This window comes from Pedosphaera parvula Ellin514 (genome assembly GCF_000172555.1).
In the GTDB taxonomy this organism is placed as follows: Bacteria; Verrucomicrobiota; Verrucomicrobiia; order Limisphaerales; family Pedosphaeraceae; genus Pedosphaera.
On record NZ_ABOX02000077.1, the window covers coordinates 1 to 20832 of the forward strand.

19 protein-coding genes are annotated in these 20832 nt (G+C 50.5%); 11 read left to right on the plus strand and 8 right to left on the minus strand.

All coding sequences use genetic code 11. The features are described 5' to 3' along the window. Positions 1-110: 110 nt before the first annotated feature. The gene (locus CFLAV_RS30015; protein ID WP_063816484.1) at positions 111-533 is read right to left on the minus strand and encodes a serine O-acetyltransferase; all 423 of its coding nucleotides are present in this window, start codon (positions 531-533) and stop codon (positions 111-113) included. Positions 534-741: 208 nt separating this feature from the next. Between CFLAV_RS30015 and CFLAV_RS30020 the strand changes: the two genes are divergently transcribed. The 6 genes from CFLAV_RS30020 (at position 742) to CFLAV_RS30050 (ending at position 6705) form a co-directional block, all read left to right on the plus strand. After that, positions 742-1080: a hypothetical protein gene (locus CFLAV_RS30020; protein WP_150107679.1), complete on the plus strand. Its 339-nt coding sequence runs from the start codon at positions 742-744 to the stop codon at positions 1078-1080. Between the two features lie 170 nt (positions 1081-1250). Continuing rightward, positions 1251-2285 (plus strand): O-antigen ligase family protein, encoded by a 1035-nt coding sequence (locus CFLAV_RS30025; protein ID WP_237712484.1) that lies wholly within the window; start codon positions 1251-1253, stop codon positions 2283-2285. Between the two features lie 63 nt (positions 2286-2348). Beyond that, positions 2349-3887 carry an O-antigen ligase family protein gene (locus CFLAV_RS30030; protein WP_007418701.1) on the plus strand — a complete coding sequence of 513 codons (1539 nt, stop codon included), beginning with the start codon at positions 2349-2351 and terminating at the stop codon, positions 3885-3887. Positions 3888-4052: 165 nt separating this feature from the next. After that, positions 4053-4886, plus strand: coding sequence for a glycosyltransferase family 2 protein (locus CFLAV_RS30040; RefSeq protein WP_007418702.1), 834 nt, complete (start codon positions 4053-4055; stop codon positions 4884-4886). A 158-nt stretch (positions 4887-5044) separates the two neighbouring features. Beyond that, positions 5045-5698: a class I SAM-dependent methyltransferase gene (locus CFLAV_RS30045; RefSeq protein WP_040550832.1), complete on the plus strand. Its 654-nt coding sequence runs from the start codon at positions 5045-5047 to the stop codon at positions 5696-5698. After that, positions 5695-6705 carry a glycosyltransferase family 9 protein gene (locus CFLAV_RS30050; protein ID WP_007418705.1) on the plus strand — a complete coding sequence of 337 codons (1011 nt, stop codon included), beginning with the start codon at positions 5695-5697 and terminating at the stop codon, positions 6703-6705. Before CFLAV_RS30045 ends, CFLAV_RS30050 begins: the two co-directional genes overlap by 4 nt. Here CFLAV_RS30050 and CFLAV_RS30055 read toward each other — a convergent pair. Beyond that, positions 6698-8617, minus strand: a complete 1920-nt coding sequence (locus CFLAV_RS30055) for a glycosyltransferase (protein ID WP_007418706.1) — start codon at positions 8615-8617, stop codon at positions 6698-6700. The genes CFLAV_RS30050 and CFLAV_RS30055 overlap by 8 nt on opposite strands. A gap of 204 nt (positions 8618-8821) precedes the next feature. Here CFLAV_RS30055 and CFLAV_RS30060 point away from each other — a divergent pair, with 204 nt between their 5' ends. Beyond that, positions 8822-9607 carry an FkbM family methyltransferase gene (locus tag CFLAV_RS30060; protein ID WP_007418707.1) on the plus strand — a complete coding sequence of 262 codons (786 nt, stop codon included), beginning with the start codon at positions 8822-8824 and terminating at the stop codon, positions 9605-9607. A gap of 7 nt (positions 9608-9614) precedes the next feature. On the opposite strand, the gene CFLAV_RS30065 is transcribed toward CFLAV_RS30060, so the two are convergent. Together CFLAV_RS30065 and CFLAV_RS30070 are read right to left on the minus strand one after the other, a co-directional pair. Next, complete coding sequence (locus tag CFLAV_RS30065) at positions 9615-10733, minus strand: hypothetical protein (RefSeq protein ID WP_007418708.1); 1119 nt, start codon at positions 10731-10733, stop codon at positions 9615-9617. Positions 10734-10744: 11 nt separating this feature from the next. Continuing rightward, positions 10745-12025 (minus strand): nucleoside/nucleotide kinase family protein, encoded by a 1281-nt coding sequence (locus tag CFLAV_RS30070; protein WP_007418709.1) that lies wholly within the window; start codon positions 12023-12025, stop codon positions 10745-10747. Positions 12026-12144: 119 nt separating this feature from the next. On the opposite strand from CFLAV_RS30070, the gene CFLAV_RS30075 reads away from it, so the two are divergent. The 3 genes from CFLAV_RS30075 (at position 12145) to CFLAV_RS30085 (ending at position 15650) form a co-directional block, all read left to right on the plus strand. Further along, a complete protein-coding gene (locus CFLAV_RS30075; protein ID WP_007418710.1) occupies positions 12145-12912 on the plus strand; it encodes a polysaccharide deacetylase family protein in 768 nt (255 codons plus the stop codon). Between the two features lie 78 nt (positions 12913-12990). Continuing rightward, entirely contained in the window at positions 12991-13977 is a 987-nt protein-coding gene (locus CFLAV_RS30080) for an aldo/keto reductase (RefSeq protein WP_007418711.1), read from the plus strand. Further along, on the plus strand, positions 13974-15650 hold the full coding sequence (locus tag CFLAV_RS30085) for an FAD-dependent oxidoreductase (RefSeq protein ID WP_007418712.1): 1677 nt from the start codon (positions 13974-13976) through the stop codon (positions 15648-15650). Before CFLAV_RS30080 ends, CFLAV_RS30085 begins: the two co-directional genes overlap by 4 nt. 37 nt (positions 15651-15687) lie before the next feature. Here the strand turns inward: CFLAV_RS30085 and CFLAV_RS33455 are convergent, their stop codons facing one another. Together CFLAV_RS33455 and CFLAV_RS30095 are read right to left on the minus strand one after the other, a co-directional pair. Next, positions 15688-16524: a glycosyltransferase family 2 protein gene (locus CFLAV_RS33455; RefSeq protein WP_007418713.1), complete on the minus strand. Its 837-nt coding sequence runs from the start codon at positions 16522-16524 to the stop codon at positions 15688-15690. Positions 16525-16529: 5 nt separating this feature from the next. After that, the gene (locus CFLAV_RS30095) at positions 16530-17831 is read right to left on the minus strand and encodes a glycosyltransferase family 4 protein (RefSeq protein WP_007418714.1); all 1302 of its coding nucleotides are present in this window, start codon (positions 17829-17831) and stop codon (positions 16530-16532) included. A 271-nt stretch (positions 17832-18102) separates the two neighbouring features. On the opposite strand from CFLAV_RS30095, the gene CFLAV_RS30105 reads away from it, so the two are divergent. After that, positions 18103-18879, plus strand: a complete 777-nt coding sequence (locus tag CFLAV_RS30105; RefSeq protein WP_007418715.1) for a WecB/TagA/CpsF family glycosyltransferase — start codon at positions 18103-18105, stop codon at positions 18877-18879. Positions 18880-19082: 203 nt separating this feature from the next. Here the strand turns inward: CFLAV_RS30105 and CFLAV_RS30110 are convergent, their stop codons facing one another. Both CFLAV_RS30110 and CFLAV_RS30115 read right to left on the minus strand, forming a co-directional pair. Continuing rightward, the gene (locus CFLAV_RS30110) at positions 19083-19673 is read right to left on the minus strand and encodes a response regulator (protein WP_007418716.1); all 591 of its coding nucleotides are present in this window, start codon (positions 19671-19673) and stop codon (positions 19083-19085) included. A 256-nt stretch (positions 19674-19929) separates the two neighbouring features. After that, positions 19930-20832: golvesin C-terminal-like domain-containing protein (locus tag CFLAV_RS30115; protein WP_040550847.1), on the minus strand; the 903-nt coding region annotated here is incomplete at its 5' end.

Genomic DNA, 20832 nt, shown 5'->3' on the forward strand with positions numbered 1-20832 from the left:
GATTTTGGTTTGTTCGATTTGGATTTGGGCGCCGCCGTGGGCGAGCATGAAGGGGACGTGGCAGTTGAGGAGGATTTTCATGGCTTGGGGCGGGGCGGAAAAAAGTTGGGTTATGGGGCGGTGGGTGGGTTTTCTTTGATGATTTGGTTGATGCCGATGACGGTGGAGCCGGGGGGGATGTCGCGGGTGACGACGGCGTTTGCTCCGATGATGGAGTGTCGACCGATCTTGATGCCGCCGAGGACTTTAGCGCCGGCACCGATGAAGACGTGGTCTTCGATGACGGGGGCGAGGTCATCCACGTTGCGCGCGCCGATGGTGACTTGGTGGAGGATTACAACTCCTTCGCCCAGAATGGCTTGCGAGTGGATGACGATGCCGTAGGGGTGAGGGAGGACGAGTGATTTTGGCAAGGGGCAGTTGATGTCGCAGTTGAGGAAGAGAGTCCAGAGACGGTTGAGAATGGGAATGTGGTTGCGGAGCAGGAAGAGCAAGAGTCTGGCTGCGGCTGGATTCCTGGAGTTACGCAACATGATGGTCATCAGTCGGAACTAATTACTGGAAACGGCGCGGGTAGTAAACAACTAGCTTGGTGGAGATGAGGATTAACGTGCGGGTTGTGGAAAGAATAAAGGAACGAATATTGAGTGAAGCTGCCCATTGAGGTGTCGAAACGCACTCAAGCTGGACCGGTATTTGGGATGAGAGGGCGGCCATGATTTGGGCGGGTTGAGATTGTAATTGCGAAGGTCAGCTAAATTTAATGTAATATCAGCTCAAAATGGCAAATTCGTTCGCGGTATCGCGATCCCATTTAATTTACGGCCTGTGCCTGCCATTGGCAGTGCTAATCGGCTACATGCTCGCCTCGCCGCTGGAATCCAGCAGTTTGGCGGTGGTAGTGCTGGTTCTTTCCGTGCTAAGCATTCCGTTGCTAATGCGGTGGCATCATCCCTTGCTCTTGATTTGCTGGAACACGGCCATCTGTCCCATCTTCCTGCCTGGGCGACCTTATTTATGGATGCTCATGGCGATGGTCAGTTGCTTTTTCTGTCTGCTGAATCGTTCGCTTGGCCATAAAGTGAACTTTTTTCTGGCACCCTCAGTTTCCAAATCCCTTCTTTGGTTCGGGTTGTGTGTGTATCACTGCTTTGGTGACGGGTGGCGTGGGACTCAGATCTCTTGGATCCGACACGTTTGGAGGCAAGAAATATGTGTATTTGATCTCCGCAATCGCTGGATACTTTGCCTTGGCTTGCCAAAAAATTCCCAAAGAACGTGCCAAATTCTGGATTTTATTGTTCTTTCTGCCCGGACTTACATGGGTTGTCGGGTATCTCAGTTCGGCAAGCGGATCTCTGGGCTTTCTGCAAAATCTTTTTCCCTCAGACAGCATCGTTGATGATGGGGGAGATCCGACTGTTTTCGTTGATTATATTCATCGTGCGGGCGACATGGCAACCGCGGCTTTGGCATTATTTTGTGCTTTGATGGCTTACCATGGCATCAAAGGGATTTTGGACTTAAAAAAGCCCTGGCGGCTTTTGTTATTGGGACTGACACTTGCCGTCAGTTTGTTTGCTGGTTTCCGTTCAATGCTGGTACTGTTGTCCCTTACATTTATAGTGCAGTTTTATTTTGAAGGATTGTTCAAGACCCGGTATTTCTTAATTTTGCTAATGGGTGGTATCCTGGTTTGCTCCGTAACGCTCCCAGTGGTGCACAAGCTGCCGCTCTCGGTCCAGCGCACCCTGAGTTTCCTGCCTATAAACGTGGATCCAGTGGCTAGGCGAGACGCAGAATCTTCCACTGCTTGGCGCGTTGATATGTGGAAGGAACTGATGCCGCTGGTACCCAAATATTTAATCAAAGGCAAGGGTTACGGGCTGAATCCGGACGAATTGTTTATGGCCTGGGAATCCAGCTCGCGCGGCCATGTTGGTTCGGCGGAAATTTCACTGATGGCGGGAGACTATCACAGTGGGCCTTTGTCGCTCATAATCCCATTCGGGATTTTTGGTGTCATTGCCTTTCTTTGGTTTCTAGGGGCTTCTTTCATGGTGCTTTACCGCAATTATCGGCATGGTGATCCTGTCCTTCGGCAAATAAATACATTCCTCCTGGCATACTTCACCGTGCGCGTTTTTCATTTCTTTTTTATTTTCGGCTCAATCCATTCGGACTTGTTTTTCTTCACTGGCTTGATAGGGCTGAGTGTCAGTTTAAATCAAGGTGCTGGTCAGCCAATAGTAGAGCTTGAGGCGACTAGGGAGGTTGAGATATGAGTTGCCAAATTCGCCAATCTATTGCGAATGGATTGATTATTGCTTCAAGAAAGAAGTTTTCGAATGTCTAACGCATTTTTACTATTTCGATCACTGGTAATTTACGGCATATGCCTGCCTCTGGCCATATTCCTCGGATACCTGCTGGCCACGCCCATGGATCTCACGACCGTGGTTTCCGTCGGAATAGTCCTGGCCTTACTTTCAATTCCGCTGTTTTTACGCTGGCATTATCCTTGGATGCTTCTGTTTTGGAATGCGAACGCAATCATATTTTTTCTTCCGGGAAAGCTGCAGTTTTCAATTTTATTGGTTTTGATCAGCTTCTCCATCTCCGCTTTGCAGTACATTCTTAACAGGAACCTGAAATTTCTTTATGTGCAATCCATCGCCTGGCCTTTGTTTCTCCTGGCTACAGTAGTGATTTTTACAGCCAAGCTCAATGGTGGGATTGGACTAAACGTGCTTGGTGGAGAAAACATAGGCGGCAAACGCTATGTTTATTTGTTGATAGGGGTCCTGGGGTTTTTCGCTATTTCCAGTCGCAAAATACCCTCCGAGAAAGCTCCTCTGTACATTGTTTTGTTTTTCATAGGTGCTTTGTCGGCAGCCATTGGGAGCCTGATCCAGGTTGTCAGTCCCGCACTATACTTTATTTTCCTTATATTTCCTCCTGAGGAGCAAGGATTGCAGGCGGTTGTAAGCTCAATGGGCCCGGAACACGCTTACACTCGCTTGGGCGGATTGTCTGGAGCGGGTACTGGGGTTCTTTTTCTTATGCTCGCATGCTATGGCCTGCGGGGGGTGTTTAACCTGAAGAAATTCTGGCGCCCCATGATTTTCATGTTCTTCATGGTAATCGGCTTGTTTGGTGGTTTCCGTTCAATGGTTATCATCCTGGGCTTGGTGCTTGGTGGACTGTTTTATTTCGAAGGATTTATGCGAAGCAGAATCCTGCCGATCTTGATTCTTTTCCTCATTCTTGGCGGAACCTTGACCGTGTCCATGGTGGATAAGATGCCCCTATCCATCCAGCGCTCGTTGAGTTTCCTCCCCATCAAAATAGATCCCATTGCCGAAAGGGATGCCCGGGCCTCATCGGATTGGCGCCTGCAAATGTGGGCCACGGTCCTGCCTCAGGTTCCCAAATACTTGATCCTTGGAAAAGGCTATTCCATCAATGCAAGCGAGATGGATCAGATCCAGGCTGGCCTGAGCAGAGGTGGAGATTCTGCGGAAGGGGCTGCCATGGCGGGAGACTATCATAACGGCCCGCTCTCGTTAATCATGCCATTTGGAATCCTTGGTGCTGGCGCTTTCATCTGGTTTCTGGTGGCGAGTCTCCGGGTTCTGTATCAGAACTTTAAAAATGGCGATCCTTCCTTGCAGAAGATCAATACATTTCTATACATCTACTTTTTTGTGAAAGCGATTGCCTTCTTTCTGATTTTCGGTTCGTTGTATTCAGACATGATCATGTTTGCCGGAATTGTTGGATTCAGTATTGCCTTGAATGGAGGGGTGTGTAAACCGGTCGTGGAGCCCGTGGCACGGCCGGTCTTGAGTAAGTTCAGACTGGCCGGTGCAGTCAAACAAAGTTGAGATGAGCATGGTGCTCCGATTGCGAATGAATGTAAATCGACTGGAAACCCATGCCCCCAAGCTTGAGGGTTTTTCTCTGGAATCTGGAATTTGCGGGCCTTGCGTGATAATCCCCGCAGCAGCCTGTCATGATCCGCTTCCGTTAAAAACGCTTAAGACCTCCGAATGCACTTTTCCATAATTACCCCAAGCTTTCGCAACTCCCAGTGGCTGAAGCTTTGCATCGCTTCGGTGGCGGATCAGGAAGGTGTTACCATCGAACATATCGTGCAGGATTCCTGCTCGGACGATGGCACACAGGATTGGCTGCCATACGACTCACGCGTAAAGGCTTTTATTGAAAAGGACAAAGGCATGTACGATGCCGTAAACCGTGGGTTGACGAAAGGCCGGGGCGATATCCTGGCTTATCTCAATTGCGATGAGCAATATCTCCCGGGAACTTTGTCCGCAGTATCAAAATTCTTTGATCAACATCCGAATGTCGATGTGGTTTTCGGTCATTTTGTGGTAGTTGATGGCGAAGGAGGTTATCTGTTTCACAGAAAAGTTCAGACCCCCATGAAATACCACACCTGGGTTTCCCATCTGCCGACCTTTACTTGTGCAACGTTTTTCCGGCGGAAGCTTATTTCGGAATACGGGCTGTACTTTAACCCGAGTCTGCGAGATGTCGGAGACGGTGAGTGGATGCTGCGCTTGTTGAGACGTGGAACTCCCATGGCGGTTATTCCCCAATTTACTTCTATCTTTACCATGACCGGAGCCAATATGAGTGCGCGACCGAATGCCCGACGGGAAGCAGTCGAGCTATTCAACTCCGCGCCCTTTTGGGTACGAAAGGCGAAGCCGGCGATAATCCTGCTTCATCGGCTTCGAAGATTCCTTGGTGGTGTTTATTCTCAGGAAAGCTTCTCCTATTCGTTGTACACCTCCTTGAGCCCGGTTCAGCGTGTAGTTCATCCAGTGACTCAACCCAGGTTTCAGTGGCGAACCTGATTAATTCGACGAAAGCCAATCAAAGGATCACAGATGGTATCCAGACACCCTTTACACCAGGCGTCATCGCGCCTAGACTGTGCGCCATACGCTAGGTGGGATTACACATTTTTTAGCGCTTCAAGCCACTGTGGCCAAATGGAACCAAAAATGATTCTATGAATTGGGCTCGACTACGAAACGCACCATGGTTGGATACTCGAGCGGGATTTGTGGCTCGTGCGCCTCATGGAGCATCTCTGCTGGATCTGGGATCTTCGGATGGGGAGACGCTTCAACATATAGCCGAGTTACGACCGGACCTTCAATTGTTCGCGACCGATCTTGAAGGCCTGCCCGAAAACTATCCGGCCAAGTGCCAGTTTCATCGAGGGGATTTACAACGCCATTCATTACCTTGGACAGATGCATCCATCAGGGCTATCACCTGCATGCATTTAGTGGAACATTTGCATGATCTAACCCTTTTAATGAAAGAGGCAAAACGGTTATTGGAGAAAGGCGGGGAATTTTATATCGAAACACCGCATCCGAAAACGGTTGCCCTGGCTAGTCCCAAAGGGTCCGGGGCAGGGACGTTCACACTCAATTTTTACGATGACCCGACTCATATAAAACCAGTGGCCATCGGTGCGGTGGCCCGCTTACTCAGGGAAGAAGGCTTTGAGATTTTGAAGTCTGGAACCTCCCGCAACTGGTTGTTTGCTGCCTCGCATCTGGTGTATCAGTTTCTTCCCCCCAGCCGGCAAAAATATACTGCCAGGGTCCACTGGTTGGGATGGTCGGCCTATGTAATTGCTCGCAAGCGATGAAAAAGCCAAAGCTTCTTGTGATCGAATTATGGGGCGTGGGTGATCTGGCCATAGCAACCCCATTTTTGCGCAAAATCTCGGAAAAATATGATGTAACCTTGTTATCCAAGTCTTATGCCATCGATTTGCAGCAGCACTTTATGCCTTTGGTAATGATCGCTCCATTTAATGCGCCATGGACAGCATTCAAAGGCAAGTACCGCATTCTATCATGGCCCTGGCGGACACTGTTTTCAATTGTAAGGCAGCTTCATCGAACGCATTTTGATGTGGCCCTTTCAGCGCGGTGGGATCCGAGGGATCATTTATTGCTCTGGTTGACTGGTGCGAAGATGCGGTTGGGTTTTCCGCGGACGGGCAGCCGGATTTTTTTGACCAATGCGCTGACATCACCCAATCACGCGGAACATCGATATGAATACTGGCGTGCCATGGCACAGGGTTTGGGTGTGGATCTCGAGCCCAGGAATCGCATCCAATTGAAACAGATTCAGAAGGGGCGTGTTATTTTTGTGCACACCGGAGCTGGTCAACCGGTGCGTGTCTGGCCGTTGCAGCAATACAGGAATCTGGTCCAACGACTGCGGGAGCACCATTACAGTGTAAAGGTGGTATGCAATCCCGAACAGCGGGAATGGTGGTTAAACGCGGGCGAGAAACATGTTGAAACGCCACAGACTATCACCGATCTTTTGCATTTGATGGAGGGTTCTGCTGCATTTCTAGGCAATGATTCCGGGCCAGGGCATCTCGCCGCGTTTTGTGGAATTCCAACTTTTACCTTCTTCGGCCCGCAGGTTCCCGAATGGTTTGTCCCACTTCATCCCGCCGCGGAATGGTCCCCTGGAAAGGCCTGTCCTTATAAACCTTGCTCCGATTCTTGTCGCTTTCCCACACCCTTTTGCCTGCAGGACGTGACCTGCGACGAGGTCTGGCCACGAGTGCAAAAGTTCGTGCAAAAATTTGCCGATGATTCGCCACTAGCGCCCACACATGAGGCTACTTAAACATGCCGATGATAAAGCCGGCCAGAAATAGTGCGATCCCAATCACGGCCACAAAGTATTGCGTGACCGTGCAGATTCTCATGATGGTTTCACCGCGAGACTTTCCTTGAATGGTGTTGTATTCCAGGAGCTTTTCTCCAGCCCGCTTGTAGTCGCGATAGGCTGGCATCAGGGAGGTTTTACATAGAGCCAAGGCTTCCTTATGCTTTTGCTGGTCCACTAACTGAAGCGTTTTACCGCGAAGTTCACGGTAAACTTTGCGCACCTCCACCAGGTTATTATAATTCATTCGGTCGTCGGCGGAGTAGATGGAGCTCTGATAGGCCTGCAAATATTCATCCGCTTTTTGGCTGAATTCCTCCATTTCGTCGCGATACCTCGCCTGCTCTGCTGTGTCTTCGGACATCACGACCAGCAAGGTGCGATTGAATGCTTCGGCCAGGTTTGAATCAGCAGCGCCGGCATTGGAGAGACCGGGAAGCGTATCTTTAACAATGAGTTGTGCCTTGCTTTTGAGTTGTTCAACGCTCAGGAAACCCAAAGTTCCGATGATTAAAAATATCACGGCGGAGACTGCCAGTCCTTTGATTGGGAACATCCTCCGAAGAACCTTGTTTAGCTTCCCGGAGGGGGAATTAACCCGTTTTCGAAGTGATTTGTTTGGCGGAGCTGCCGCCGGAATTTTCGCATTGGCGGTCTTCTGGTAAATGGAATTGAGTTGCTCACCTTTCTTATCCCAGTCGTAATCCGAAAGCACCACTTCGCGAGCGGCCCGGCCGTGCTCGATCAACATGTCGCGATTGCGATCGTATCGTTGCAGTGCACTGGCAAGGCCCTGAATTACTTCTTTCCGGGAGCCGAGTGAGACCTGGATGCCGGCACCTTTTTTCACCGATACCCTAGGCCCTCCGCAATCAAGGCAGATTACGGGAACCCCGTGCGACATGGCTTCGATTACAGCGTATCCTCCTGTATCATGCAGGCTGGGAAAGAGGAATAAGTCGTAATGGGAATACATTGCAAGCACTTCTCTTCGCGGCATCCTGCCTCGAAACTCAACTCTCTTTTCCATGCCGAGCCGTCTGACCAGCTTTTTTGCCGCTTCCAGGTAATTTCCATCTCCCACCAGCGTAAAAGTTGCATCGATTCCCGATTGATGCAGAGCATGAATGGCAAGGTCAATGCCCTTCAATGTGATGACGTTGCCAACGAACAGAATCTTGAGCGGACCTTCGATTGCCTTCCGTGGTAAAAAGGGGGTTTTGGAAACGTGCAGCCCGATCGTAGGCATGAGGGTGGTTTCGAAGCCCAGATTGAAAAAGGTTCGTTTCATCTCATGTGTGGAAACGAGGGTGGTGGTGGTCGCCATCGCCCTGCGCGGCAATACATGGATTGGAGCTGCCTGGATGAAATTGTTGACGTTGCGAATGATTTCAGCAATCAACGACTTGGGATGTGTCCAGGGTAGTAGGGAGAATGGAATGGATTCAATGCCGCCGATAGGGCCCCACACACTCGGCACGCCATGCTCCCAAATCGCAGTGCGATAGCGGAATCCCGCAAAGGTGACATGGTGGATCAAGTCAAACGTTTGTTCCTCCGTTAACCGGGCGATTATTTCCCAAACCGATTGCTGCCAGAGGATATAATACATTCGGACGGCTTTGAATCGTTGCTTCAGATGCAGAAGGATCGGCTTTTCGTCGTGGTATATGAAAGAAGGCAGGGACTGCTTTCCTCGCAGGTTCGCTAATTCCTGCTCGATCGCAAACCTATTATTCTCTCTCGTGATTACCGTTACGTCGTGGAATCTGGCCATCTGCAAGGCCCATTGCCAGCCCACTTCAGGTTCAGACCCTTTGTTTGGCTCACAAGCGTATGCAGAAATCAGAACCTTTAACTTTTTTGACATGTAACTTAAATAATGCTGGATAAAATAATACCTTATTGCAAGTCCGGTCCTGTGGCATTGGAAAGAAATGAGAAGATCTTCTGGTAACCACTTCCTGGCTGGTTTCCAAAGTGTTGTAAGTCTAAATTCCAGCAGCTTTAATAACGATTAACGTTGCGTGCTCATTCTCTAATTTAATACGATTTCACGATAGTCTGTTGAATTATGGAAGCTGCCGAACTTTATAAAATGTTGGAGGACCAATATTTTGGTCCGAACATGCATGAACGCAAGGAGATTGAGCTGCTTCCCGGCCTGCTGACAGGAGTAAAGGTGTTCGTTGATGTAGGCGCAAGCCTGGGGCCTTACAGTTATTATGCCAGCAAGGTGATAACCGATGGACAGATCACCTGCATAGAGGCTGATCCGGTGCGGGTGCGACGCCTGAAGGAGCTAACTGAGGAATGGGAGAAGGCTACCGGCAACAAATTCAGGGTGGTGCATGCCGCAGCAGCCGACAAACCCGGAAAGATGGATTTTTTTCTGACGGATGCCTGCATTAGCGGGGCCTTATTCAAACACCATGTTCCGGACAAGGAACTGAGTAATTCCCTGAATTGGAACAAAACTGAGGTGGATGTCACCACGCTGGATGATCTGTTCCAGAATCAAGATCCTGACCTGATTAAAATTGACGTGGAGGGGGCAGAATACCGGGTTTTGTTGGGAGCACGCGAAATTCTTAAGCGAGGCAAAAGCCGTTTTCTCGTGGAGGTGCATCCCTGGGGTGATGAACCTTTAAAGAAAAAGCCCGCGGATGTTTTTAACCTGTTTCGCGATTATGGCTATGACTGCAAGCGAACACATCGCCACTGGCATTTCCAAAAATCCGGAACCGCCCTGACTCGTTATTTCAAGAACCGGATTGTGGTGTTTATTTATGGACAGGAATGGTTGAAGAACCTGTTGAAAAAAACAGTGCTGGTCCTGAGCGGCCATACCAAGCGGTGAGCCGCCATTATTCCCGGGCGATCCAATTGTGAGCGAGTCTGGCAAGAAGCTCAGTGGCACGTTGTCGCCCTTCGGTTTGCTGAAGCACTTCCACGCTATATAACAGGTAGGCAATCGCGAGATACTTCTCCGCTCCTTCGAGCCCGGAAAGCTTCAGATAATTCTGGAATTCTCGAGCACCAAAAAGTGTCTGTAGACGTTCGACCAGTTTTTCAGTAGCGAGCTTATCCACCAAAATTCCGGTTTGAATGACATAATGCAGCCAATCCCAGGTGGGAAAGCCGATCTTTTCGCCGCGTTCCCAATCCAGCACCGTCCAGGTGCCATCCTTGGAAGACACCTTGATATTCCACGGTGCAAAGTCTCCGTGGAAGATGGCAGGATGAAAGTTCAGGTTTGCGAATTCGCCGGTGAGGCGTGCCAATAGCGGATTGGAGGAGGTCCTTTCTTTTAGATTCTGCCAGGCCGGAACATCTTCGATTCCCACGCGCTTCTGACGGTCAATCCAATTCGCCAGGATATTTCCGATTCCATCACCCACTTCGCCTTGAGGTGAATCGCCCTCGATATATCGGAGTGCCAAGGCTTCCACTTTGACAGAGCTCAATGTACGCAGGAATTCGGGCAAGCCACCGATGCTGGGTGGTGCTGATTGCAGAAACGCGCTCTCTTTCCTTATGAGCCGGCTAGCCGATTCACCTATTCCGGCTTTCACAACGACAGCAGGTTGGTCGCGTTCGTCGAACAGAAGCAAGATAAAGCGTCTGCCCTCTACATTTGGATTTCCGGCCAGCAGGGCAAATGATGGGAACCTGCCAGGTTTCCCTCCGACCAATTCCTTCAAGAAAGAAGCGAAAGGGTCGCCTGTAACAATAGCGAGGGTTACTTTCTCCAAAGGCAGTGGCATTCCCAACTTCAACGCTACGGAAAGAGCTTTCCTTGCCAGTCGAGCCTTGGAGGTTTGAGCAGGATAAAGCGAAAGCGATCGTGCGGCGAGCAACCGAGAATCGGGAAGGAGCAAAAAAGGCTGTCCCGCCTTCTTGACTGTCCGGAACTGAAGATGGCAGTCAGCTTGACCTTTCGCTTGGAAGAGCTCTGCCCAGGAAATAGGAGGGGAGGCAGCCATCTTAATTCCTACTAACTGCGCCTCTCCTCGCGTGCGGCCAAGCAAAGCAGCACTTCGCGGCAAACAGCATTCGCTACTTGTTCCGGGGTTTGCTCGGCGGAAACCAAGGCATATCGCGATTCATTGGCAGCGAGTTGCTGTAGTGTGGATTGCTGTTTCTCAAGTTCCTCCAACGGCAATTCGGGTTTGCGCTGATGAATCACCCGTGCCGGAGCGGAAAGGACAAAGACACGATCTGCCTTGGGAAGCAGGTGACGCAGCACGGCAACCAAACCTGAAGTGCCTCTCAATCGATAACGTTTTTGATCGACCAACAAATCATCAAAGCTGCGGTCGAAGATAATGAGTGTACTGCGAATCTTTCCCGGAATGACCTTTAGGAACCAGCCTGCCCAGTGGTCTGCGAAATAATAAAATACCTTCAGCCAGCTCGTCAACAGGCCGCGAGGCGGCTTTCCGTGCGGATCGGTTATCACACCCTGTTTCTTTTTCTGAAATACTGCCGGGCGGAAATGGAAGGTTTGTTGATGGCGGAAGCAAGGCTGCAGCAGTTGCTCCAGGTTGGCCAGCAAAGTTGATTTACCGGAGCCATCCGAACCCAGCACGGCCAGGCATATGCCGGTTGGTTGAAATACTCGCTTCACCACACGCACGCTTTCTTGCAGCTTCAGCCTGGGGCCAAAACTGTTTCTTGAGAGCATGACCTTGCCCAGGGGACGCCAATCGTCAGGTGGATGATTAAACCATTCCTTCAGACTCCTGCCGGTTTCTCCAAAGACCTGGGTGAAATAACGCTGCGCATTGTCCGGGTCTTGCTCCCATAATTCCTTCAGGCGAGGGAGGTATTTGGCCGGCGATTTATTTTTGGCATCAAATACCTTGGCCAGGACATAAATAAACTCGGCCGCAGGGGCCGGAATATAAAATCCACGATAAGGGAGCCGGTTTCCGAGCAATATCTCTTCGGACACCAAAAAGCGTCTCGCCCGGGCGTAGTTGGAACAGGCATCAAGCTTCAGGGATTCGTGCGGATTTTCCAGATTTACCAGCACTGCGTAAAATGCGAAGACACCGTGCTGAAGTGTTTGAGCGAGCGCCCAGCCGTTTTTGCGGGCCAATTCTGACTGGATGCCTCTAAGTTTCGGCAAATCGGACGTGGGAACTGCATAGTCGATATCCGATGAGATATTATCCGGCAATTCCTGATACGAGTGGAGAATGACGTAGGGAATGGATCGCTGCTCCAGTTCGCGAAAGAACAGTCGAAAGAATTCTCTGGAATCGCAGGTCATTCTGAAATAGAAACGGATACTGCATTGCCATATGGCCGTTATCCGGGGCCACTCAAGGCATCGGAAATAGAATGAAATCAGAGGGCAAATGCAAGGCTAATATGGTCTATAGTTAAATTGTGCTGGATCTCTTTTGCTCTGAACTTTTCCTGGGCTTCGCGCAACGCCGCCTTTTTGAGCGTGGATTGCCTGTTTTTACGTATCATAGTATCGCCGCGCCCTCGGTCGGGGTGAAAGATCCTTTTCTTTACGTAACGCCCTCCCGTTTTTCCCAACAATTGGAAACTCTCGCTGAAGCGGGTTTCACCTCAGGCACACTCGACGAGGTTGCTCAAAACCGAAACAACAGAGGGAAAAAGGTGGTTATCACCTTCGACGATGGGTATCTAAATGTGTTGGATAATGGGCTAAAAATCCTGCTTCAACATAAGTTCCGAGCCATCCAGTTTATCGTGGCGGATTTAATCGGCACACGTAACGAATGGGATGTGAAGCATGGAGACATAGCGGAGGCGCTGATGGATGTTTCTCAAATCCGGGAGTGGCTGGCAGCCGGGCAGGAGATTGGCTCCCACAGTTCGACTCATCGCAACTTGTCCAAGCTTAACCAGGTGGAAGCCAGGGAGCAAATTTTTGGCAGCAAAAAGAAGCTGGAGGATACTTTTGGAATTCCTATTCGCCATTTTTGCTATCCACATGGGAAGTGGAACCCGATGATTCGCGATCTGGTTGGGGAGGCAGGTTATGTAACCGCCTGCACTACCGAATTCGGCGTGAATACCTCAGCCACGGCAAAGTTTGAGCTCAACCGCATCTTCTGTTTGTCTGAATATGAGATGATGCGGAAAACCCGGCACCGGATCATGCGCAAACTGACCAGGAAGTAATACGTTCTCCCCAGTTGAAAGGCGTCATAGAAACAGCATGCTTGACCTGGTGGGAACTCTATCCGACGATGATTTTCGATGAAATTTAGGCGCATCGGCCAAACCGAGATTGACTGCTCCATCATTGGATTGGGAACTGGCCGGCTCGCCTCGGTTTCCGGAGGTGTTTCCAGAACTGCAGCCGTAAATTTATTTGGCGTGGCCGAGGATTTGGGAATCAATTTAATCGATACCGCGGACAGCTATGCCCAGGGTGAATGTGAGAAGATCATCGGCCAGGCCCTGCAGGGGAAGCGCAGCCAGTTCATCATAACCACGAAGGCCGGTTATTCCTTCTCCAGCGTTGCGGGAGGTTTGCGGTTGCTTAAACCTCTGGCCAAAAAAGTTCTGAAGATGTTTAAAGGCGGTCGCAGCCTGGCCGGCAGTGTTCGAACCAATGTCTCACGACAGGATTTCACAGCGGCATACATTCAGCGGGCCGTGGACTCAAGTTTGCAACGCTTGCAAACCGATTACATCGACATCTTTCTTCTGCATACTCCACCTCTCCAAGTGATGTCCGATGCCCAGCTTTTCGACCTGCTGCGCCAGTTGAAACAGCAGGGGAAGATTCGTCACTTTGGCGTCTCATCCAATGACCCTGTTGTATTGGGAAAAGCGGCGAGCCTCGCCGGTCTGTCCGTGGTGCAGACACCGGTAAATCCGCTTCAAATGGGAAGCGAAGGAGCGTTGAAAAAATTGGCAGCTTCGAAGGTCGGCATCGTGGCCAATCAGGTTTTTCTATCTGGCAAACTGGTTGGTTCCCAGGCGCCCAATGAGGATGAGGCGCGGCAAGTCTCGGCCTCCAAAGACAGGCTCGAAATTCTGGCCAAACAAAAGGGAATTTCACTAAACCACCTTTTAATTCAATACGCTCTCATGCAGCCGGGACTGGTTTCGGTTCTCAGCGGCACGACCAAGCAGGAACACTTGAAGCAAAACGTCGCTGACGCTCTTTCAGAAGTGAGCTACTCGGCTGAAGAACTCAATCTGATTCAGGCGTCAGCTCCCTTACCTCAAATATGATTCACGATGCGAGAGAGGTTCCCGCCGGAAAAATCCTTGAATGCGACCTTTGCATTGTAGGGGGTGGACCGGCCGGTATTTCCATCGCCAGGGAATTAGCCGGATCTTCCCATAAAGTGATTTTGGTAGAGGCGGGCGATAAGAAGGAGACTGCCCAGGCACGTGATCTTTATCGTGGCTTTGTCGAACCTGAATTGAGCCACGAACCGCTGGAGGAAAACCGGAGGCGGCAATGGGGCGGGGCGACTGCCGCGTGGGGTGGACGATGCATTCCATTCGATGCGATTGATTTTGAAAAGCGGGATTGGGTGCCCCACAGCGGTTGGCCCATCACCAAGGCACAATTGGAGCCTTATTTTGCCCGGGCAAATCAACTTTGCGAAGCTGGTGAGTATAAATTCAGGGCTGAGGAAGCATTCCCTGGGAAGCAGCGCGAAATGATAGCGGGCTTTGACGGACCGGATGTGGTTTCAAACCGGCTCGAACGCTGGGGGCCGCCAACACATTTCGGAAAACGATATGCACGCGATTTGGAGGCAGGCGGCAATATAACCGTTTTTCTGAATGCCAATTGTCTTCAGGTTCAACTTGATCCAAATGGCACAAGAGTTGAACAGATCGAAGTCGCTTCGTTTCAGAAGAATAAGTTTTTCATCAAAGCCCGGTTCTTTGTGATCGCCTGTGGCGGATTGGAAACAGCTCGGCTCCTATTGGCTTCGAATGACGTCATGAAATCCGGTATTGGAAATCATACCGATAACCTGGGACGTTACTACATGGCGCATCTTTTTGGCGCCGTCGCCACGGCAAAGCTGAAGGACAATACCAAAGGGTTCATTTATAATTTCGAGAAGGATGGGGAAGGGGTTTATTGTCGCCGACGGTTCTGGATTACACCCGAAGCGCAAAAGAAGAATCAGATGCTCAATGCAATCGCATTCTTTTTTCGGCCGCCTCTAAGCCATGCGGTGCATCGCAATGCATTATTTTCAGCTGCTTATCTGGCCAAGTTCTTCTTAAGCACGTTCAAGCGCAATAGTCCTGGCAAGGCCGCTGCCATTTTCAAGGAGCGTCGTGCTGATATTCTGGCCCACTTAAAGATTGTGATGGCTGATGCGCCGGGTTTGGTGCCGCAGGTGATGGGCATCATCAAAAGCCGCTATTTTGCAAAGCGAAGGCTTCCGTTTGTGCTCCCTTCACAAAGGAACAATTACTACTATTTGTTTTATCAAGCCGAGCACGCGCCTAATCCGGACAGTCGAGTTGTATTGCATTCCGAAAAGGACTTCTTTGGCATGCCTAGACTTCTGGTGAAGATCCATTTCACAGATATGGATGTGCAGACGGTTTTGCGAACACATCAACTTATCCGCAATCAATTCGAGGCCACCAAAACCGGTGAGTTAATTTACGAGCAGTCAGTCTTACTGGACGACGTGAAGCACGAGATTGGCGAATTCAACTCCTCCGCTCATCAGATTGGAACCACGCGAATGTCGGCCGATCCTCAGCAGGGAGTGGTCGATCCCAATTGCCAGGTACATGGGGTGGACAATTTGTTTGTCGCGGGCTGCTCAGTATTTCCAACCAGCGGCCATGCCAATCCTACATTAACAATGGTCGCCCTGGCGGTCAGGCTGGCCGATCATCTTAAAAAGAAACTCCAGAAATAACCCCGATGCTGTGAGCCGGAAGGCGTTTTGAGGTCACTTAAATCCGGCCTTTCCAAACAGCAGTAGGTTTTTCAACATGGTGTTGCACCCGGTGGCTTGGCGAGGCCGGTGTATAAAGCGAAAAATCGAAAGGTTTTTGGGAGTAAGCGCCGCTCTTGATCATGCGCAATCGATGGAGTAGAACAAACAAAGACCAGCTTCGCTTAATCCATCCCGGTGTCTGTTGCGCCTTGATTTGTTTTTCCCTCACCGCATTGGGCTTGAGATTCATGTTTTCACCCGTGTCATAAAACACGGAAGTAAATTGGTTCAGCACTGATCGCCGGACACCGCGATTGATCATCTCCATGACCCAGTAGACATCGCCCAGATCACGCCATTGCGTGTCGAAATACAGGTTCAACTTTTCAAGGCAGGAACGCTTCAGGAAAATGGCGCAGGTGAGATTGGGGAATCGCACCCAAATGTGATGGGTGCGAGGCAGCAGCGATGGGCGATGGCAAAGATAATTGCCCTCAGAATCCACCACCAGGGTATGCGCAAAAACAGCGTCTGTTCCGGGGTGCTGTTTAAAAAAATCGTGCACTGATTTAAGTGCGCCAGGCAGGAATTGTTCGTCGCAATTCAGATAACAAACAATATCACCCTGCGCGCGCCGGAACCCGCGGTTCACGGCGTCATACATGCCCTTATCCTTTTCGATAAAAGCCTTCACACGGGAATCGTATGGCAGCCAGTCCTGAGTGCCATCATCAGAGCACGAGTCTTGCACGATGTGCTCAAAGGTAACACCTTTCTGGTCGGTTACCGAGGCAATGCAAAGCTTGAGCCATTTGGAATTGCGAAAACTGGGAGTGACTATCGAAAAATTCACAGGTATTACTGCGGACGGGTGGTGGTTTTTATGGAAGGAACCAATGCCGGGGTGCTGCTGGCACAATCTTTCAGCTCAAGACTATGAAAGGCTTCAGCGAGGCCGGAAAGATACTGCTCCAAGGTAAAATTGCTGAGAAACAGTTCCCGGAAGAACTCCGGTTGCTCTCCGACCAGGCAGGTCAACAGGGCATCAGCGATCTGCCTGGGCGAATGGATATCCACCAAACAGCGATAATCACTCGGCAGGAGCTCGGGAATGGAGCGCCAGTGTGTGGTCAGAATGGGCAATCCGAACGCCATCGCTTCGATAAGGTTTACCGGTTGGTTTTCGTTGCGATAGTAGGTCGGGAAACAGAAGAGGTCGGCTTCGCGCAATGCTTTCTTTTTCTCTGAACCTGCCAGGAAGCCGAGGTAACGGATGGCTTGACTGCCTTCGGGTGAGCTAAGAATAAGGTCAAACTCTTCCTTTTCCGATTCTTCAGGGAAGGAGCCCGCAACGGTAAGCTCCATGGTGAAAGGAGCCCCGTCTCTGATCAGTTGGCGGTTGGCCAGAAGAACTCCCTGAATGGCATCAAAAAGCCCCTTCTCATGGGTGCAGTGCGCGAGATAGAACACATTAAAAATCTGCGGCGCATGTCCCGCATCCTTCAACTCATCAGGCGAAAGCACCAGGCCGGCAGCCAGTTTTTTGCGGGCCGCAAAGCGGGCTCTGCGCAAAGGCAGAATTTGCTCCTGAAATTCAGGGCAGGGATCCGGAATCCCGTTGCTGACCACACGTATGCTCTGCGGCAGCAGTTTCTCCGCATCTGCCCGGTTGTAATCAGACAGCACAATGCTTAAGTCTATATTTTTAAACCGTTCATAGGTAAACTCACGCTCTCGCATCTGAACATGAGTCTCAAGCCATTTGCCCATTCCGGCGGCATGCCAATGCAGGATGATTTGCTTGAAGAATGGCCGGCACAACCACATCACAATCCAATCCCGGTAGAGGGCGGACCGCTTTCCTGGCGCAGGTATGTAATACATGGTATTCACACCATGACGAAAGTGGCACCAGATAGCCTGGAAACAAAAGCCAATCAAAAGAAAAAGTTTGCCAATTCGGAAGTCCCCAATGTCCTCCAATTCCTTGGACACCTGCGCGTTTACGTGGTAGCACTTGACTCCGTACTGGTCAGGTTTGAGGCTAGCCCTGCCGCCAGGTCGTCGATGATCACCGCCAAAACCATCCAGCATGAGCTGAACCATGTAACTCTGGCCGTGATGTGGCGGGGGCGTGTGGGCAAAGACAAGCAATTTCATTCAGCACAAATCTGCAACAGCTGACAAACGAATAACCTCAAGAAAAGGACTTTTGACAATTAACGTAACGTGCGTGAGTGAGCATGGGAAGAACTTTATAGTAAACCCGGGAGAAATTTTTGACGACCGGAAGGATCATGGCTCGAAGGCCTAATAAATACGTGCGTTTTTTCCTAACCTTCCATACTTTGGTGCGGAATGAATTGCGGGACAATGAGCAGTCGAAGCTTCCGGTCGAGTCCCCTTCAGTTGCTACGTTTACGTAAATTCCATGACTGAACTTAATCTGTTGGGCACACCGTTACTCGCAACGACCTATGAGGAACTGGGGGCTAAATGCCTGGAATGGGCGTCCGGCCCCAGTTGTGTTTCAATGGAATTTGCCAACACCCAGATTGTAACCATGCGCCGGCATGAACCGGATTTTCTCGAAAAGACCAGTAAGTACGACTACTTCATACCTGATGGGATGCCCCTCATCTGGTGCTTAAACCGGGCTGGGGCGGGGTTGAAGGATCGGGTTTATGGGCCAACCTTCATGAGGGAATTTCTTTCCAAAGTGCCGAAACAATATACTCATTACCTGTTGGGTGGTTCCGAGGAGTGTGGTTCCCGGATAAAGGAAATATTCCAAAAGTTGAATCCAGGCATTCAGTTTGTCGGCGCTTTCCATGGTCGTTGCGGCCTGGATGGAATATTGGATGGGAACTCCGAGCAGATGGTCATGGCAGATTTGGCACGTTTATCGCCCGACTTCATCTGGGTTGGTTTTGGCACTCCCAAGCAACAGGCATGGACCAGGAAGCACAAGCAGTTGATCAGACGCGGGGTGATTCTAACGGTCGGTTTTGCATTTGATGTCAATGCAGGTATGAAACCAGATGCTCCTATATGGATGCAAAGATTGGGGCTTACCTGGGTATTCCGATTACTCTCAGAGCCAAAAAGGCTCGCCTCGCGTTACGCCAAATATAATTTTTTGTTCGGTTGGTATCTTTTTTGGGACGCGATTCGCGGGAAGGTGATCAAAAGGGCAGGCGGGGTCTGATCCCCCCATCCTATACGGATGACAGAGAAAGGTAGGGTCGCATTGCGGCGCGCAGACGGATGATCGCCCCAACCTACAAAGAGGGATGCCTTCTGCGGTACCCTGCGAACACGCCCTACCCAAATTCCAGTCAGCAAGATAAGTACCGACGCCCTGAAAAACCCCTTTAACAAGACGCCGGTACTCTGCCGCACCTAGAACTGCTAGGCGAGGCTTCTGGCCAGTTGGTTCAAACGGATGAGCGAGTCATTAATCTGACGTGCGCTTACAAAAACCTTTTCAGGCGAAAGAAAGCTGTGCTCCCTCATCATGGTGGTCGTAAGATCCAGGATGCTGTCAATCGGGCCGGTAATTTCCTGGGAAAGTAGATGAACCACATCGGCCCGAAGCTTTACCGCCTGCTTATAAATCTCGCATTTCAATTCTGCCTGCTTCGCCAGGCGGGCCGTGACCGCCTCAATCAGTTCATGGGGTGTAAATGGCTTGGTCAAATAATCATCCGCCCCGGAGGCCATGCCCCGGCGCATGTCACTTTTATCAATTGCTGCGCTAAGGAAAATGAAAGGAATGGTGGCAATTGCGGGATGCTCACGAATGGCCGAAAGAGTGTGAAAGCCATCCATTCCAGGCATTCTGATATCACATATGATCAGATCGGGCTGATCTCGAACTGCAGTCTGAATTCCGGAAGCGCCATCCTTTGCTTCGCAGGTCGAGAATCCAAAATGAGCGAGGGTCTTGACGATTACGCCCCTTACATCATCAGAGTCGTCGATCACTAGCACTGTTTGCATAATTTGGTCCAACCAAGTTCGTTACAGGAGATTACCTACCATAAATCATGCCAACTTTTTTGGGGGAGATTCTGAGCAAAATGAAACAGGAGGTTTTACCCGAGGCCATATTTTGGAAACAGTGTCTAGAAATGAGGCGGAGTCTTGGCGGAGTACAATTTTAGCAAAATGCCCACTTGCAAAAGATAAATCCGGACAGCGAGTCAAGCTTCGCTGCCCGGATTGAATGGTATGACTGATTAACAGTGTGGGGGATTTATTTTACCCATTTCACGGCATCAGCAATGACAACGGTACCGGTGGTAGCCGAGCAGGAAACCTTCACGGTATTGGCGCCAGAATTCATGCTGTAAGCGCCTGCGTTCACCCACTGTCCACCGTTAACCTGCTGATTCACAATCTTGGTGCTTGTGCCGCCAGAAGTGGAGATGACATAGGGAGTATCCGTGGAGCGATTGCTGCCTTGCGGATACCAGACATACACTGTCCATGTGCCGCTGCTGGGCAAGCTGGTGCTAAACGTGGCCTGGTCGGTCACTGCCTCAACATTACGCCAGCGATAGTCAGCACCGTATTTGTCCGTGGATGAAGTGCCGGTGGTCCAGTTGGCAGAGGTACTGAAGCCACTGTTGGCGTTGTCCACTATAATTGTGGTGGTTGCGGGGTTGATAATGCCCATCAGCTTGTTCCAATCCCAGTATTGGCCAGGATCAGTGTGAGTATTGCAAGTGGTATCAATGCTGGGATAGTTAGCTGCCATCCAAGTGTTCCAGGATGAGTTCTGCCACTCGTTGTGACCGATGATGTGGTGGCGGTCCTTGGGAATCCCGTAGGTGTCACACAAGTGGCGTTGGAGCAGGCCTGAGGCATTGTACATAGCGTCGGTGTACCAGGCAGGGTTACTCACGAAACCTTCATGCTCGGTGCCGAACATCCAGGTATTCCAACAGCGAACGTGCCAGGCATAATAGGCTTCACGCACCATTTGGGTGATTTCCCCGGCGGGATAGTCACTGGAGTTGTCCTTAAGTCCATTAACACAATAATGAATACTGGCCTGGGTGCCAGATTGCTGGAAATAAGAGATGGTGGCGGCGTAGTAGCCTTCCATGTCATGACAAACAGCAAAATGGTGACCGTTGCCCGAAGTGTACCAGTG

Excerpts from the sequence above, each read along its gene's own strand:
- CFLAV_RS30015 (WP_063816484.1), bottom strand. The coding sequence starts at position 533 with ATGTTGCGTAACTCCAGGAATCCAGCCGCAGCCAGACTCTTGCTCTTC.
- CFLAV_RS30030 (WP_007418701.1), top strand. The coding sequence starts at position 2,349 with ATGTCTAACGCATTTTTACTATTTCGATCACTGGTAATTTACGGCATA.
- CFLAV_RS30040 (WP_007418702.1), top strand. The coding sequence starts at position 4,053 with ATGCACTTTTCCATAATTACCCCAAGCTTTCGCAACTCCCAGTGGCTG.
- CFLAV_RS30045 (WP_040550832.1), top strand. The coding sequence starts at position 5,045 with ATGAATTGGGCTCGACTACGAAACGCACCATGGTTGGATACTCGAGCG.
- CFLAV_RS30050 (WP_007418705.1), top strand. The coding sequence starts at position 5,695 with ATGAAAAAGCCAAAGCTTCTTGTGATCGAATTATGGGGCGTGGGTGAT.
- CFLAV_RS30055 (WP_007418706.1), bottom strand. The coding sequence starts at position 8,617 with ATGTCAAAAAAGTTAAAGGTTCTGATTTCTGCATACGCTTGTGAGCCA.
- CFLAV_RS30060 (WP_007418707.1), top strand. The coding sequence starts at position 8,822 with ATGGAAGCTGCCGAACTTTATAAAATGTTGGAGGACCAATATTTTGGT.
- CFLAV_RS30065 (WP_007418708.1), bottom strand. The coding sequence starts at position 10,733 with ATGGCTGCCTCCCCTCCTATTTCCTGGGCAGAGCTCTTCCAAGCGAAA.
- CFLAV_RS30070 (WP_007418709.1), bottom strand. The coding sequence starts at position 12,025 with ATGACCTGCGATTCCAGAGAATTCTTTCGACTGTTCTTTCGCGAACTG.
- CFLAV_RS30080 (WP_007418711.1), top strand. The coding sequence starts at position 12,991 with ATGAAATTTAGGCGCATCGGCCAAACCGAGATTGACTGCTCCATCATT.
- CFLAV_RS30085 (WP_007418712.1), top strand. The coding sequence starts at position 13,974 with ATGATTCACGATGCGAGAGAGGTTCCCGCCGGAAAAATCCTTGAATGC.
- CFLAV_RS30095 (WP_007418714.1), bottom strand. The coding sequence starts at position 17,831 with ATGAAATTGCTTGTCTTTGCCCACACGCCCCCGCCACATCACGGCCAG.
- CFLAV_RS30105 (WP_007418715.1), top strand. The coding sequence starts at position 18,103 with ATGACTGAACTTAATCTGTTGGGCACACCGTTACTCGCAACGACCTAT.
- CFLAV_RS30110 (WP_007418716.1), bottom strand. The coding sequence starts at position 19,673 with ATGCAAACAGTGCTAGTGATCGACGACTCTGATGATGTAAGGGGCGTA.